The organism is Neobacillus sp. FSL H8-0543, assembly GCF_038592905.1.
Taxonomy (GTDB): domain Bacteria; phylum Bacillota; class Bacilli; order Bacillales; family Cytobacillaceae; genus Neobacillus.
In genome coordinates this window covers 3,971,443-3,986,141 of sequence record NZ_CP151943.1, presented here as the reverse complement: position 1 = coordinate 3,986,141, position 14,699 = coordinate 3,971,443, and the positions used below count along the sequence as shown (strand labels likewise).

Here is a 14,699-nt window from a genome sequence, read left to right as displayed (position 1 = left end):
ATGATCAACATCCTTTCAAAAAACATAAAAAACCTCTTCAAAAAGAAGAGGTTAGCATCACAAACTAACATCTTCTCATCTTTCAGCCAATTTGCTGCAAGATTTAGCACCGTGCTTAAACTAGTTTAAGTCGGTTGCCGGGCTTCATCGGGCTTTTCCCTCCGCCTGCTCTTAATAAGAAAACGATTGTATTATTCAATATATTCACATTGTTTAACTATTATTTTGGATTATCGCAAGAAATAAATAGTTTGTCAATCTATTTTTTAAAAATTTCTAACTTACTTATTCTTCTTACAGCTTCCTCTAAACGTTCCTCTGACGATAGCAAGCCTACTCGGACAAACCCTTCACCAAACTCACCAAATCCAATCCCCGGAGCCACCATAATATGAGCTTGCTCCAAAAGAATATCAGCGAACTGCTCTGATGTTAACCCAGCTGGAACCTTCAACCAGGCAAAAAATGAACCTTTTGGTGCGGTTACCTGCCAACCGAGACCCTGAAGGCCATCAATCAACACATTCCTCCTCCGCTCATAAAGGTCATTCAATTCGTGAACACACTCTTGTGACTCTGTTAACGCTGTTGCGGCTGCCTCTTGTACCGCTCCAAACAAACTAACATACATATGATCTTGAAGTAGTTCAATTGCTGATATCACACTTGCGTTGCCAATAGCAAAACCAACGCGCCAGCCTGCCATATTGTAGGTTTTAGATAAGGTATAAATTTCAATCCCCACCTCTTTTGCCCCTTTAACCTGTAAAAAGCTTAGTGGTCTTTCACCATCAAAACCAATGGCACCATAAGCAAAATCATGGACGACACATATATCATTTTGGTTAGCAAGAAGAACAGTTTCCTCAAAGAATTCCTTCGTTGCTGTTGCCCCTGTAGGGTTATTTGGATAATTGAGATACATTAACTTTGCCTTTTCCAGTGTCTCTAAATTTAGTTCTTTAAAGTCTGGTAGAAAATTATTTTGCTCTCGTAACGGCATGGTTACCATCTCCGCTTTCGCCAGGGCAACCCCTGACCAATAATCTGGATAACCTGGATCCGGTACGAGCATCGTATCACCAGGATTTAACAAACACTGTGGTATTTCTACCAAGCCTGCCTTACCCCCAAACAAAATGGCGACCTCTGAATTGGGATCAATCGTTACACCATATTCACGCTGATAAAAGTCAGCTGCGGCTTGTTTTAAGTACCTCTGCCCTTGAAAAGGAGAATATTTATGGTTAACAGGTTTAGCTGCAGCTTCCTGAATACTTCTAACGATATGTTCAGGTGTCGGCTGATCGGGATTACCTTGTCCAAGATTTATCACATCATGACCCTCATCCACAAACTGTCCTACCTTTTTTACTAATGAGGCAAAAAATTGTTTTGGTAAACTATTTAATAATTCCGATGGCTGGAATTGTTTCATTGTATTCACCCGCTTTTTTTGTTTTCATTTTTGTATTGAAATTCTAATCACAAATGATATAACTTTAGTAAGAGCTTGTAAAGAAAAAATTCCGAACTTTCAAAATGAGGAGAAGTGTAATGAAATTTACAATTGCATGTATTCAAATGGATATTGCCTTTGGTGATTCTAGTAAAAACTATCAATTGGCAGAAAAACTAATTGAACAGGCTGTTATCGAAAAGCCTGATATTATTGTTTTGCCAGAATTATGGACAACAGGTTATGATTTAACACGCCTTGATACCATAGCAGACAAGAATGCTCTGGAAACGATTAAATTTCTAAAGAAGGCAGCAAAGAAATACCATGTGCATATGGTTGGAGGTTCCGTCGCAAATCGTGTGGATACTGGTGTAATGAATACCTTGCTGATTATCAATAAAGAGGGGAAGCTAGTACATGAATATAATAAACTTCACCTTTTCAAACTAATGGATGAACATTTGCATTTGAAAGCTGGGACTGAAAAAGGCTTATTTAAACTTGCAGATTGTCAGTTTGCAGGTGTCATATGCTATGATATCCGCTTCCCAGAATGGATCCGCTCCCATACCGCCCAGGGAGCAGAGGCTTTATTTGTTGTTGCCGAGTGGCCTGCCCCTCGATTAGCACACTGGAGGGCTTTACTAATAGCAAGAGCGATTGAAAATCAATGTTATGTTATTGCCTGCAATCGTTCAGGAGCTGACCCTAACAACGAGTTTGCCGGTCACTCGATGATTATCGACCCATGGGGCGAGGTTATAGCAGAGGCAGGTAAGAATGAGGAAATCCTAACAGCAGTGGTTGATTTGGGCCTAGTGAAGGATATTCGCAAACAAATTCCGGTTTTTACAGATCGAAAACCAGAATATTATAATTAATTTTCAAATAATATTGACACTTTTCATTTAATCCTGTTATCATACTTAGCAGATTATAAATTTCATTTACTCTTATCACGAGCTGGCTGAGGGATTGGCCCTTTGAAGCCCAGCAACCGACCAGAATGCCATTGTTAATGGGTGCTTTTTTAGCGCTGGGAACTCTCCCCTTTCTAGGCACGGTGCTAATTCCAACAAAAGGAAATCATCCTTTTGAGAGATGAGAGGTGCGACAGACACAACCGTCTTCTAGCCTCTTTCTTATCGAAAGAGGCTTTTTCGTGTTATTGTCTGCACCAAAAGCCTCTAAAACCAAGGAGGAAATCATTATGAGTCTATTAAAGAACCAAACATACCAGCCATTAACAGAAGCAAGTGCGTTGGCATTAGCAAAAAGCTTAAATATTTTACCTGAGAATGCAGAGCTTACTTGTACTGAAATTGGTGACGGAAATCTTAATCTTGTTTTCCATATCATTGATAACAAGCAAAGGAAAGGGCTTATTATTAAACAGGCACTTCCCTATGCAAAGGTTGTTGGCGAAAGCTGGCCGCTTACAGTCAAAAGAGCCAAAATTGAAGCAGATGCATTAAAGGTCTTTGGCCATATTACCCCAGATTTCGTACCGGAAGTATATTATACAGATGATGTTCTGGCGATTACGGTCATGGAGGACCTTTCTCATCTTTCCATCGCCAGAACCGGCTTTATTAACGGGGAGACCTATCCGTTAATTTCTAAGCATCTTGGCGAATTTTTAGCAAAAACATTATTTTATACTTCTGATTATGCCATCGGGCCATCGCTAAAAAAGGAACAGGTTCAAAGGTTTATCAATCCTGAGCTATGCAAAATTACCGAGGACTTAATCTTTACTGATCCTTTTTTCGATGCAGAAACAAATGACTTTGAGGAGAGCTTGCGTCCTGCTGTTGAAAAATTATGGCAAGATCAAGATCTAAAGTTTCATGTGACTGTATTGAAAAAAAGCTTCTTATCGGAGGCAGAGGTACTTCTTCACGGTGACTTGCACACCGGAAGTATTTTTGCCTGCGAGTCCCAAACAAAGGTTATTGATCCGGAATTCGCCTTTTATGGGCCAGCTGGCTTCGATATCGGCCAAGTATTTGCGAATCTTGCCTTTCAGTTAATTGCAAATCAAGAGAAGGAAACGTTGATTATCCAGCATATTGAAACGTTCTGGAATATTTTTAAAGAACAATATACTCGCTTATGGAAGACAGAAAATAAAGAGGAGTTCGCAGGTACAAATACCTTTTTAAACTTTATATTATCGAAATATTTTGAGGATGCTGTTGGATTTGCTGGTTGCGAGTTAATCCGCAGAACCATTGGTCTTGCCCACGTAGCCGATTTAGATCAAATACCAAACCAACAATCACGTCTTACCGCCAAACAGAAATCACTAGAGCTAGGAAAAGTCCTAATAAAAAAGAGAACTGAAATTAATACATTAGAGAAGCTTGTCGAAGCCGTTAGAAATAATTAACTAAATATTCTAAAAAGGCAATCCAGCTGGATTGCTTTTTTAGACAATTAGTCTATCAAGTCCTAATGGCAAGGTTAGATGGAAAGTCGTTCCTTTTCCTTCCTCACTTTCAACTTTAATATTGCCTTTATGTTCATCAATAATTTTAAAGCTCACCATTAAGCCGAGGCCAGTGCCGCGTTCTTTTGTAGTATAGAACGGTTCTCCAAGCTTTTTTAGTTTATCCTTGGGCATCCCGATCCCTTCATCTTGAATAGAAATAATAATTTGATTTTTTTCATCCTTTTTTAGAGTGATCGTTATCTCTCCACCTTCAGGCATACCTTCAATGGCATTTTTTATTATATTGATAAATACCTTTTTTAGCTGGTTTGGTTCACAATAAAGATACGGTAAATGAGATTCATAGTTTGCGGTAAATTGAACATTATAAAGTACTGCCTGTGCACTAAGTAAATCCAGCGTTTCCTTCATAATCTGATTTACATTTATTTCTTGAAATCTAATTACCTTTGGTTTTGACAAAATTAAAAATTCATTGATGATGGAGTCAATTCTCGCTAATTCTGAGGTAATTACCTCATAATACATGGCATGTTCAGATTTTATGCTTCCTTCCAGCAGCTGAATAAAACCTTTTAATGCTGTCATCGGATTACGAATTTCATGAGCAATCCCTGCAGCTAGTTCACCAATTACATTCAATCGGTCAGAATTTCTTAGTTGTTCCTGCATTTTAGCAGCCTCAGTAACATCCTTAATAATGGTGAAATTTATGCCATCTACCATGCCTCTTTTGGTAGATACATCAAAATACTTTTCAATCCCATCCTTTGTTTCAATTTTTATTGATGAAACAAAGTCTCCACAATGAATTACTTGTTCAATATGTCGAATTATTTCTTGCTGGTTCTCTCTATGAGACTCAAACAAGTCAAGTATCGCGTGACCCATTAACTTATCTTTTGTCATACCTAACATTTTTGAAGCCATGCTATTAATATCCACAATACGATAATCATCATTCCATAAGATTAAACCATCCATCGAAAGCTCAAATATCCGACTATACTTTCTTTCACTTTCTTGTAATTCTCTCTTATTTATATAATTTTTATCGTGATCTTGCGCTAGATGCAATACAACTTTTTGATTCATTTGATCTTTCACCTGCAGCCACCCCGCAAATCCCAAAATAGAACAATAATAATAAATCTATATTCTACATTATATGATAATATTCCTTTTTGTGGCAAAAAAATGAAGATTTTGTCGCTGTTAGTAATAGTAAGACGAAAAAAGCAAAGCGGTTTTTTTTAGGCGCTTTGCTTTTTTAATGCATTTATAATAATGGATTTTCGTGCTTGGCTTTTAAACGTGACCAGCGTTTCTCCACTTCTACCTCAAACTCTTCTAAAATTGATTTGTTTTCCTCTTTTAGAAGGTGTTTTGTCTTACCCATGTATTTTAACCAATCAGCAAGCTGAACACGCTTTTTCTTTTCCTCAGGGTTATAAGTAATCGTTGTAACCCCTTGCTCTATCTCATAGAGCGGGAAAAAGCAGGAATTTACAGCTTCTTCTAATATTTTTGTACCATAGCGGTCATCAGATTTCCAATTTAATGGACAGGTAATCAGAATTTTCCCGTAAACAGTTCCGACATTTTGTGCATACCACTGAGCCTTTGCGCCCTTTTTCACTAAGTCCTGCGGGAAGGCCTCGGAACCAGTAAACACATAAGGCATATTTGTTGCAGCCATAATTTGAGCTGTGTCTTTATGATGGAAGGCTTTACCCTTTTGAGCTTTACCGACACCTGAAGTGCTAGTCATATGACCCATCGGAGTAGAATAAGACATTTGCGAGCCTGTATTCATATAGCCTTCATTATCATACTCTAGCATAATCAGCTTATGTCCTCTAAGTGCAGTTCCAATGGCAGAACCCATACCAATATCCATACCGCCATCACCAGTAATCATTACAAAGGTGGCATTGTCGGCAACATCAATTTCACCGCGGCTTTGCAGCTCTAAAAATGCTTCAAGCGTACCAGATAAGGTGGCAGCACCATTTTGGAACAAATTGTGTATCGTCGTTTGCTTATGTGATGTACTTGGATAGGATGTTGTTGTTACGTATGCACAGCCTGTTTGGAAAAGTGTAACAATGTCCCCTTCTATCCCTTTAAAGAATAATTCCAGACCAGCAAAAATCCCACAGCCTGGACAAGCCCCGTGCCCTGATGCAATTCTCTTTGGCTTTCCCGTTAAAGCACGAAGCGGCGGAATTTTTACCTTTAATTTGTTTGTCACTTCATCCATTTTTACATCGATTAACCCTGTTTTATATACATCACCATGCTGCGGCAGAATGACAGGCTTAAGGATTTTTTCAGGATTTCCTGGAATATGACCATAGTAATCAAAAGGCTTTTCCGCAAAGCCTTTTTCTTTCGCCTCAATGACCATTTCAAAGAACTTATGTGCATCACTTGCATAGAAATCCTTACCTCCAAGTCCGAATACACGGCTTAGGACAATGGTCTTGTTGTCCTTATCATCTTGGAGGGCAGATTTCACCTCATGTGTTAAATTAGGTCCATTTGCACCATAAGAATCCGCACGTTCACCAACTAATAATGCTTTCACATTTTTTAGAGCTTCACGAATTTCCTTTGCAGGGAATGGGCGAATAATGTTCGGACTAATCACTCCGGCTTTAATTCCTTTAGCACGAAGCTGGTCGACAACATCTTTTGCTGATTCTGCCGCTGAATTTAATAGAAATACAGCAACATCAGCATCCTCCATTTTATATAAATCCAGGACAGGATATTCTCTTCCTGAAACTAGTGCATATTCAGCTGCAACTTCCTTGAAAACTTCACCCGCATTATAGATTGCTTCAGATTGTTGGAAATGATTATTGATAAAATCATCACCGCTCATATGCGCCCCAATGGTTACTGGCTTTTTGAGATCCCTTGCAAAATTGTAATCGGTCGGGCACTCACCAACAAATTCTTGAACCACTTTACGATCTTTGAAGTATTCAACTTTACGTTTTTGATGAGACGTGAAGAAGCCATCATAAGCAACAATAACCGGTAATCGAACTTTTGAATGTTCCGCAATTTTTAGTGCCATGATATTCATATCATAAACAGCTTGCGGTGTTTTAGCTGTTAGAATAACCCAGCCGGTATTTAATGCATAATAAAGGTCAGAATGATCGCCCCTGATATCAAGCGGACCGCTGACAGAACGAGTAACAAGATTCAGAACCATGGGAAAACGGGTTCCCGATTGAACCGGAAGCTGCTCAATCATATATAAAAGTCCGTTAGCACTTGTCGCGTTAAAGACCCTTGCTCCAGTAGCTGCTGCACCATAACAAATACCAGCTGAACCATGCTCACCATCGGCCGGAATTAACTTTATATCGTGCTCACCGCGTGTTTTCATTTGATCTAAAAATTGGGCAACTTCTGTAGACGGTGTAATCGGGAAGTATCCCATTATATGATAATTAATCTGGGCTGCAGCCATTGCAGCCATTTCATTTCCTGATTCGAAAGTCGAAACTTGTTCTGCTTTATTTTGAGTTGTTAATTTATCTTCTAAAATTGCCATTAGAGAGCACCTCCTGAAATATAGGGAAAGTTTTGTTTCATGCGGTTTTCATCTGCATACCCCAGCATTTCACGAAGTTCGCCAAGTGCATCAGTCGGACAGGCTTCAACGCATTTCAGGCAACCTTTACAATATTGATAATCAATCCCTTTAAGGAACATTTGCTTCCTGCCGCGCTTATCCTCTCCTTCTTCCCAAACGAAGCAAAAGTCTGGACAAACATTATCACATGCTGCGCAGTGAATACATTTATCTTGCTTGAACTCGGGAAGGAATCCTTGCCGAGAGCCGCTCAAATCTTTAAAAATACTATTTGCTTGAGATACCATGACACCTCCGATTTCCTGGGTCAAGTAGCCAAGCATCGGCAAAGGACGTGTAAACGCTTTCCCTTTAGCCCCTTCAGGTACTTCATAGGTTTTAAATTGAACCTCATTATATCCGCGGTCAAAGGTGCGAATATTTGGTTCCACAAGATGTGGATATTTTTTTGTAAATGTTTTCCGAATAACATCTCTCATCGATTCCGGATTTAAGAAATCGCAAATACGATATAAAGCACCTAGCATTGCCGTATTTACTTTTGTCTTTTCTTCAACAGCAATTGACAGGGCATCAACGATTGCCAGTGTACCGTACTCTAGCTGTAAATCTCTTTTAACATCATCAAATTCTCTTGCCGAGTTTACGAGGACAATCCCATCAGCATCCAGGCCACTGACGACATTCACGGTTCTATATAGTGCTTCATGGAAAACTCCAACGATATGTGGTTGTTCAATCGGGCTATGATCCCTAATTTCTACATCTGGTTCACAAAAACGCACGAAACTCTTTACTGGAGACCCTTTCTTTTCAGAACCATACGATGAAAAATTTGACCCTTTTAAGCCAAGACTAAATACTCCAGCTTCTGCCAACATTTTTCCTGCAAGGTTAGCTCCCAGGCCACCAATAGATTCTAGACGGATTTCAAAAAATCCAAGTTCATTTTTTTTCGGTAAAATAGACATATTCTCCCCCCAATTTTTGTTCAATAAATTGTTATAATTTAATTACCCCAGATATATTGTAGTAGATTTATTTCTTTAGCGCTGTGACAAAAGTTAAACACAGCTAGAAAAACTGTGAAACACATTTACTATTTTTTCTTAAACTGTTAATTTTAAAGACTTTCTTTCCGTCTTATCAAAATACAACAGAGGAATTACTGTAGTATAACAGGAGGTCGATTATTCAATACCTTTTGTTTACCGATGTCTCAAAACTACCGTTTTTGCCGAAAATGGGATATAATAGAATATTGTTTTAAATTGACAAAGGAGTTTTTTGATGAATGTTATTTGTTGTACGTTAAATGCTAAATATATACATACTAACCTTGCCATTCGCTATTTAAAAGCGTACGCTTCTCCAGAATTTGATATTAATTTGAAGGAATACACGATTAAGGATCCAATTATAAATATCGTGACGGATCTCTATCAACAAAAACCAACTGTTATTGGCTTTAGTTGTTATATTTGGAATATCGAAGAAACGATAAAGGTTGTTAATATGCTTAAAAAGATCGACAAGTCGATTCAGATTGTCTTTGGCGGTCCTGAGGTCAGCTACGATACGGTTGAATGGATGAAGAAAGTTCCAAACGTTGATTACATCGTACTTGGTGAAGGCGAAAAAACCTTTAAACAGCTACTTTTTGAACTTAAAGATAAAGATAATTTTAAAAATGTCCATGGAATTGCCTACCGTGAGAAGGATCATGTAAAGATAACTCCACAAATGAATAAGCTAGACCTGAAGGAGCTACCCTCTCCTTACCGTTTTACTGAAGACCTTGTTCATCTAGGAAAACGAGTGACTTATATTGAAACAAGCCGTGGTTGTCCATTCAGCTGTCAATTTTGTCTTTCATCTATAGAAGTAGGGGTACGCTATTTTGATAGAGAAAAAATTAAGGATGATATTCGTTATTTAATGGCGAATGGGGCAAAAACGTTAAAGTTCGTTGATAGAACTTTTAATATCAGCAGAAGCTATGCAATGGAAATGTTCCGATTTTTAATTGATGAGCATCTTCCTGGAACCGTGTTCCAATTTGAGATTACCGCTGATATTATGAGGCCAGAGGTAATCGAGTTTTTAAATAATGAGGCACCAAAAGGGTTATTCCGGTTTGAAATTGGCGTTCAATCAACGAATGATTATACGAATGAACTTGTCATGCGTAAGCAAAATTTCTCAAAATTGACCAGAACGGTAACAATGGTGAAGGATGGAGGTAAAATTGACCAGCATCTTGATTTAATTGCCGGTCTGCCAGAGGAAGACTATTCCTCTTTTCGTAAAACATTCAATGATGTTTTTGAAATGCGTCCTGAAGAACTCCAGTTAGGCTTTTTGAAAATGCTAAGAGGCACGGGATTGCGCCTTCGTGCAAAGGAGCATGATTATGTCTATATGGATCATTCTCCATATGAAATATTAGGGAATAATGTTTTGTCTTTTGACGATATTGTACGAATTAAACAAGTGGAAGATGTGCTAGAGAAATATTGGAATGACCATCGCATGGATCGTACGATTGAATACTTAGTAACTAATATTTTCCCTTCACCTTTTGACTTTTTTCAGGAGTTTGGTTCCTATTGGGATAAACAGGGTTGGTCAAGAATTGGGCATCAACTAGAAGATTTATTTCGCAGACTGTACTCGTTCTTTAAATATCAGTCTGAAGGTGAACTCCAAACAATCGGAGGGTTAATGAAGTATGATTATCTAAAAAATCATAAATACAAACCACGGAAGCCTTGGTGGGATACAAGTATTGATAAAAGACAAAGAGTCCAAGTTTATAAACAAATAACAGCACAGCCTTTGCTCTTAGGGGAAACCTATTTGGAATTACAGCTTGATGAAAAGGAATTATACAAGCATACGATGCTTGAACAAGTTCCTTTTGATATGAACCATTATTTAATGACAGGTGAAATTGTAAACAATCCAACCTATTTATTGGTTTATTTTGACCCAATCAACGGGCAAACCTTTATCTATCCATTTATTTTAAAATAAAAATAGCCGGCAGATTTGCCGGCTTATTTTCCTTTTGAGGATTTTTTCTTGTTGTTCCTTGGCTGAAGAATTTCATATAGCTTTGTACCGTTTACATCGCCAAATTCAACGCTAAATTCCTCTCGGGGGATTTCTTTCTTTTTCTTCTCCTTCATTAGCTTCTCCCTTTTTTTCCAAGCTTTGAATTACGATTCGCAAAACGAATGGAATTATCCTCATCAGCGAATTCAGCTGAAAATTCACTTTCCTGAACATTCTTATGTGGTGTTTTTGTATATTTTTCGACTGCATCAAATTCTGCTTTTCGTTTAGCCATCGTATATTTCCTCCTAATGGTTTTAGTTACATCTTTAGTTTTAATCAAACGAGCCAAATTCATCACTTCCTTTTTTTTCATTAATAAATTTGTATTATCTGAAGAAAATAAGGAAAAATGGGAGTGAATCGAATGACCCAAAAGAAGAAAAATGATAAGTCACAAAAATTAAGCATCGCTGAAACCATGCCTCATCAAATCAATGCACCAAGTTTTGAAGGAACTGGAATCAATATGCAGCCTCCTTTCGTTAATGAACATGGTGTAGTGATCGGCGATAGCTTTTACTCATCAGCTAATTCACCATTGGAAAATTGGACAGAGAATACAGATCCAAATATTATGGCCGGCGAGGAATGGGTACATCCCACAAATGATATTGGCTGGAATACACCTGAAAATCGGGAACTGCTCGAAAGTAAAAAGAAACCACATGCCTATCCATTCATGCATCCAACCAAAGATGTAGGTAAAGGGGCCGACTAATAAGAAGGCACAGGACTGGATTCAAAAATACAAAATTCGAAAACATTACCACTTATGAAAAGAATGAAATTAATAAACACTATTTAATACAGAGAAGGTATTTACTCTCTGTATTGAATATTTAAGGAGTTGAAAGAAAATGGCAAACAGCAGCAATAAATTATTAGTTCCAGGAATAGAACAATATCTAGATCAAGTAAAGTATGAAATTGCCCAGGAATTTGGAGTAAACCTTGGGTCTGATACAGTTTCCCGTGCGAATGGTTCTGTAGGCGGCGAAATTACAAAAAGATTGGTGCAACAGGCACAAGCACAAATGTCAGGTCAATTTCCAAAACAATAACTTCATAAACATGGCAAAAAGTCCGGCTTTCAGCCGGACTTAGTTATTTTTTCCACGATTTTCTTTTTTATTTGAATTTCCTTTTCCATTTGAATGTTTTTCTTTCCCAATATATTGGTTACTATTCTTACCAGTATCTCCATTAATCTTTTTCAGCTGACCTGGCGGTATTTGTTTTTCGAAATTCCCTTTTGCTTTAACTTCTGAATGATTTTTTTCTATTATATTGGATTCATCTTGCTTTTTTAATTGTCCTGGCGGAATCTCATTTTTGTTTGAATCCTTAATATTATTTTGATTCTCGGTCTTGTTCTTATTATTATTTTGATTCTCGGTCTTGTTCTTATTATTATTTTGATTCTCGGCTTTGTTCGTATTCTTATTTTTATTTTGATTTTTAACTTTATTTTGTTTCTTTTCGGCTAATTCCTTTTTGACTTCTTGATATTTCCCCGCCGTAACACCGAGATCATGGGCCTTTTCTAGTTCTGCTTCGGTAGTAGTAACCATATTTACTTCTAAATGCTGTTTATTTACGGTTTGTTTGATTTCTTTAATATTTTGTTCTAGTTTTAGTTCAACCTTTTCCTCAAGGTTTTCCGTACGAACGGTTGATATGATGATTGGTTCATCCTTAACAAAGCCTTCGTTTTTTAATTCTGTCAGGATCCGTTCCGTTATTTCTGAAACGTCCCTTTTCTTCCACTCTGAAATTTGGGAGACGATTTGTTCTCCTTCTTTATTATATCCTGTTAATTCAACAACCTTCATATTCTTATTTAGACCAAGTTCAATGCTAGGGTTCACATCAATCGACACATAGGCGTATGCCCTATTACTTTGATACACCGGAACAACTGTGACTAGAAAAATAAGCAAAACAGCAGTCGACATCCATATTGATTTTAACTTAAAAATATTTTTGAATGTGTCCATAATTTTATTTCTCTGTTGCTCCGTTATCGGAAAAAAATGTATCTCATCACCTACTGTATATGGTAAATCTTGTTTATGTGCACGGCAAAATTCACCGTCAGGGGTTAATAAAGTTAAATAAGAATCATCCATTTCCATAATAATTCCCTTTTTCATGTTTCTAACACCCCCTTTAGGTAATCCTTCAGATAAACATAATCACTTGATAAAATAAGCGCAATAGCAATAATATATTTTCGATTACGCTCAATCGTCTTTCGGCTGACATCAACCATAGTTTCTAATTCTTTGATTGGAAGTCTCTTTTTTTCAAACAAATAACTTTTTAACTCCCTATTATCCACTAACTTTTTAGCAACTAAAATGGCATTCATTCTTGCATCAACGTGCTTTGGTGAGTTCTTAATTAATTCGTTGAAACTCAAGTCATATGAGGCTAATAAAGTTTGAAACTGACTAATCTCATCTATCCTTAGTTCTTCATCAGACTTTTTCTTATAGTCCTCAATTGAAAGTTCATTAACTATAACTGTACCAGAGGATTCTTCTTCATATTCAGAGTTGAATAAATCCAATCTTATATGCTGGTTTTTAGATTGCTTCCTAATATAATCAATCACTCTTCTTTTAATTAAAACTTCAGAAAAACTTAATAGTGAACTTCCGCGTTCAGGGGAATACTTTTCAATTGAATCGTTAAATGCAATTAGCCCAATGCTAAATTCATCATCCGTTTCATATATATATCGTTTACAAACAGAGGAAACAGATTTCGCTATAAATGGTTTATACGCTTCGATTACCTCATTTAACAGTAACTGGTCGCCCTGTTGAATTAAACTGACAGATTCTTCTAAGGTTCTTTTCTTTTTCTTGGTCATAAACAATAAACCTAGCATTGTCTCACCTCTCTTTGAACCCAATTATAACATACGGTTGTTATTTCGGATTTTATGGGGGTGAGGGCATAGAGAAAAGATAGACTCCAAAAATGACTATCTTTTCCAACTTAATGTTAACGAAGATTAATTCCCTTAGCCTTTATTACCATTATTGCCTTTATTCTCTTTTTTCTTTTCTTTAAGGTGTTTTTTTTCTTCTGCTTTTTCCTCTTTCATCTGATGTTTTGCTTCATGTTTTTGTTGTTTTGCTTCTTGTTGAATTTTTTTCTTTTCCTTTTTTTCAGCTTTACGAAGTTCATGTTTTGAAGGTGAGACAGGTAAAGTAGCTTCTATTTCTTCATTTGTAACTTCAACTTCCTCTTCCGAATTATCCAATTCTTCACGGATTAACTTATCTGCCGTTTTTTGTTGCTTTTCTAACTTCTTCGAAAGCTTTGCATAGCTTTTATCAATATTTTTTTGTAGTGCTGCTTTTGCCTTTGGATTTTTCACTTTTTCCATCGCAGCTGTTAAGGCAATAATATTTTGTGATAGAATTGTTTTAACATCGGCTTCCTTTTCTTCTTCTAAGGCTACATCATCATTAGAAATGACCTCTACCTCTAGCTCTACAGCTACCACACCTTCTTGATCTGCTTCTGGTTTATCAGCAGGTTGTTCGTCAACGATATCATCTGCATTTTCCATATGCTCTATCGCTGCAGTCATTGTTTCTAAGGCAGCTTCTTCATTACCATCAGCAAACAACACTTCAGCCTCTGCTAGCCGTTCGGCAGCATATTCTGCTATTAACCTAGCTTCCTTTATATCGTCAATTGTAAAGGCAAGTTGAATTTTTTCTAATAAGATCTTTGAAAAGTAAAAGAAATCGCCTGGAACTAATGAAGGGGACTCCTGTAATTGACCATTTTCGGTTTCAACTAATTCGTTTGATTCAGATGGTTCCTCAATTTGCAGCTCCAACTCAATTGGCGCCATCGGTTCTTCCGCAAAAACATTAGTTGCAGAGAATGCTGTACCCGTTATTAATAAAGCTAGTATTGCTTTTGCTATTTTATTTATTTTCTTGCTGCTTTTATGTTTCAAATCAATCACCTCATCATTTTTCGTCGATCGCTTTTTCACTAAAGATTTACGAACCCGATTC

The 14,699-nt window shown here is 37.1% G+C and carries 14 protein-coding genes and 2 riboswitches; of the genes, 5 read left to right on the top strand and 9 right to left on the bottom strand.

Going from position 1 to position 14,699, the window contains the following annotated elements; genetic code table 11:
• Positions 1-72: 72 nt before the first annotated feature.
• A riboswitch (SAM riboswitch) is annotated at positions 73-181 on the bottom strand.
• A gap of 78 nt (positions 182-259) precedes the next feature.
• Positions 260-1,438, bottom strand: a complete 1,179-nt coding sequence (locus tag NSS81_RS20055) for a pyridoxal phosphate-dependent aminotransferase (RefSeq protein WP_342434087.1) — start codon at positions 1,436-1,438, stop codon at positions 260-262.
• A 119-nt stretch (positions 1,439-1,557) separates the two neighbouring features.
• Between NSS81_RS20055 and NSS81_RS20050 the strand changes: the two genes are divergently transcribed.
• On the top strand, positions 1,558-2,343 hold the full coding sequence (locus tag NSS81_RS20050) for a carbon-nitrogen family hydrolase (protein WP_342430398.1): 786 nt from the start codon (positions 1,558-1,560) through the stop codon (positions 2,341-2,343).
• 69 nt (positions 2,344-2,412) lie between these two features.
• Positions 2,413-2,570: riboswitch (SAM riboswitch) on the top strand.
• Between the two features lie 102 nt (positions 2,571-2,672).
• On the top strand, positions 2,673-3,854 hold the full coding sequence (mtnK, locus tag NSS81_RS20045) for an S-methyl-5-thioribose kinase (protein ID WP_342430397.1): 1,182 nt from the start codon (positions 2,673-2,675) through the stop codon (positions 3,852-3,854).
• A gap of 39 nt (positions 3,855-3,893) precedes the next feature.
• Here mtnK and NSS81_RS20040 read toward each other — a convergent pair whose 3' ends face one another.
• The 3 genes from NSS81_RS20040 to NSS81_RS20030 all read right to left on the bottom strand — a co-directional run bounded on the left by NSS81_RS20040 (position 3,894) and on the right by NSS81_RS20030 (position 8,504).
• Positions 3,894-5,012, bottom strand: coding sequence for an ATP-binding protein (locus NSS81_RS20040; RefSeq protein WP_342430396.1), 1,119 nt, complete (start codon positions 5,010-5,012; stop codon positions 3,894-3,896).
• 184 nt (positions 5,013-5,196) lie between these two features.
• Entirely contained in the window at positions 5,197-7,491 is a 2,295-nt protein-coding gene (locus tag NSS81_RS20035; RefSeq protein ID WP_342430395.1) for a thiamine pyrophosphate-dependent enzyme, read from the bottom strand.
• Complete coding sequence (locus NSS81_RS20030; protein WP_342430394.1) at positions 7,491-8,504, bottom strand: 2-oxoacid:acceptor oxidoreductase family protein; 1,014 nt, start codon at positions 8,502-8,504, stop codon at positions 7,491-7,493. The genes NSS81_RS20035 and NSS81_RS20030 overlap by 1 nt, the downstream gene beginning before the upstream one ends.
• A 319-nt stretch (positions 8,505-8,823) precedes the next feature.
• Here NSS81_RS20030 and NSS81_RS20025 point away from each other — a divergent pair, with 319 nt between their 5' ends.
• On the top strand, positions 8,824-10,569 hold the full coding sequence (locus NSS81_RS20025) for a B12-binding domain-containing radical SAM protein (RefSeq protein ID WP_342430393.1): 1,746 nt from the start codon (positions 8,824-8,826) through the stop codon (positions 10,567-10,569).
• Between the two features lie 23 nt (positions 10,570-10,592).
• Here the strand turns inward: NSS81_RS20025 and NSS81_RS20020 are convergent, their stop codons facing one another.
• Both NSS81_RS20020 and NSS81_RS20015 read right to left on the bottom strand, forming a co-directional pair.
• Entirely contained in the window at positions 10,593-10,724 is a 132-nt protein-coding gene (locus NSS81_RS20020; RefSeq protein WP_342430392.1) for a hypothetical protein, read from the bottom strand.
• Entirely contained in the window at positions 10,724-10,885 is a 162-nt protein-coding gene (locus tag NSS81_RS20015; RefSeq protein ID WP_342430391.1) for a hypothetical protein, read from the bottom strand. The genes NSS81_RS20020 and NSS81_RS20015 overlap by 1 nt, the downstream gene beginning before the upstream one ends.
• Before the next feature lie 132 nt (positions 10,886-11,017).
• Between NSS81_RS20015 and NSS81_RS20010 the strand changes: the two genes are divergently transcribed.
• Together NSS81_RS20010 and NSS81_RS20005 are read left to right on the top strand one after the other, a co-directional pair.
• Entirely contained in the window at positions 11,018-11,371 is a 354-nt protein-coding gene (locus tag NSS81_RS20010) for a DUF3905 domain-containing protein (protein ID WP_342430390.1), read from the top strand.
• A 139-nt stretch (positions 11,372-11,510) separates the two neighbouring features.
• Positions 11,511-11,714 carry an alpha/beta-type small acid-soluble spore protein gene (locus tag NSS81_RS20005; RefSeq protein WP_342430389.1) on the top strand — a complete coding sequence of 68 codons (204 nt, stop codon included), beginning with the start codon at positions 11,511-11,513 and terminating at the stop codon, positions 11,712-11,714.
• 39 nt (positions 11,715-11,753) lie between these two features.
• On the opposite strand, the gene NSS81_RS20000 is transcribed toward NSS81_RS20005, so the two are convergent.
• The 3 genes from NSS81_RS20000 to NSS81_RS19990 all read right to left on the bottom strand — a co-directional run bounded on the left by NSS81_RS20000 (position 11,754) and on the right by NSS81_RS19990 (position 14,677).
• A complete protein-coding gene (locus NSS81_RS20000) occupies positions 11,754-12,806 on the bottom strand; it encodes an anti-sigma factor domain-containing protein (protein WP_342430388.1) in 1,053 nt (350 codons plus the stop codon).
• On the bottom strand, positions 12,803-13,549 hold the full coding sequence (gene sigI, locus NSS81_RS19995; protein ID WP_342430387.1) for an RNA polymerase sigma factor SigI: 747 nt from the start codon (positions 13,547-13,549) through the stop codon (positions 12,803-12,805). Before sigI ends, NSS81_RS20000 begins: the two co-directional genes overlap by 4 nt.
• A 135-nt stretch (positions 13,550-13,684) precedes the next feature.
• Positions 13,685-14,677 carry a DUF5667 domain-containing protein gene (locus NSS81_RS19990; protein ID WP_342430386.1) on the bottom strand — a complete coding sequence of 331 codons (993 nt, stop codon included), beginning with the start codon at positions 14,675-14,677 and terminating at the stop codon, positions 13,685-13,687.
• Positions 14,678-14,699: the final 22 nt, after the last annotated feature.